This is a genomic window from Candidatus Symbiopectobacterium sp. NZEC135 (assembly GCF_025962695.1).
This window is the reverse complement of record NZ_JAGFPF010000974.1, coordinates 1-804: the sequence shown is the minus strand read 5'-3', so window position 1 is coordinate 804 and position 804 is coordinate 1. Positions and strand designations below refer to the sequence as shown.

The following is an 804-nucleotide window of genomic DNA, read 5'->3' as shown; positions in this document are numbered from 1 at the left end:
GATGCGCTGGCGGAACAAACGCGCCCGGCTTTACACTCGCGCTGGCCGCACCGTTAACGCTTTCCTCAGCGCTACTGCCACAGGTGACCACAGCGTAGGGCGAGAGCAACTGTTGCGTCTCATGAGCCAAGCCGCCATAGAACGGATGAGAGGCAAACACGCCGTCTTCTTCTACTCGCAAGCGAATGACATCATTGACCACCGCAGCATTAAGTTGTGCACCCAGTCGCGCGGCGATGGCTTTGCCGCGTTTGCTGGCCGCCAGCAACACCAGCGCCCGAGGTCCTGATTCACGAATAATGCTGACAAACGATGGCACATAGTCTTCGCTGACAACGCCTTCCTGCGGCGTGAAGTGATACACGATATTGGCGCCGAGATTGACGCACGCCTTCACCTGCTGTTCATCCCCCACAAATAAAACGTTAACTTCCTCGCCCCACTGGCGGGCGCTGGCAAGTAGACCGGCAAGACGATCCGTATTGTCGGCGTAAACAAAAACGAGCGGTAATAGCGTAGCCATGATGGATTCCTTGCGTAGGGTTATTGATTCAGCGCTTTACGAAGATGATCGGCGAAGGCAGCGATATTGTCGTCAGAATCGCCTTCGATGCAGATGCCAAGCCTGTCAGCTTGTTCCGGCGCACAGGCGCTAACGCGGATCGCCGTTACCGGGCCAGAGTCACAGGCCACATCGGCCAGACTCCACTGGGTCACCGTTTTTTTACTCGCTGCCAGAATCGCTTTCATTGACGGCAGGCGCGGCGTGTTGATATCCGATGTCACGGAGATCACCGCAGGCAA

At 56.7% G+C, this 804-nt stretch carries 2 pseudogenes; both read right to left on the bottom strand.

The annotated features are described in order from the left end of the window. Positions 1–523, bottom strand: a pseudogene (locus J5224_RS31855) (electron transfer flavoprotein subunit alpha); the annotation flags it as partial. A gap of 20 nt (positions 524–543) precedes the next feature. Next, a pseudogene (locus J5224_RS31850) lies at positions 544–804 on the bottom strand (electron transfer flavoprotein); the annotation flags it as partial.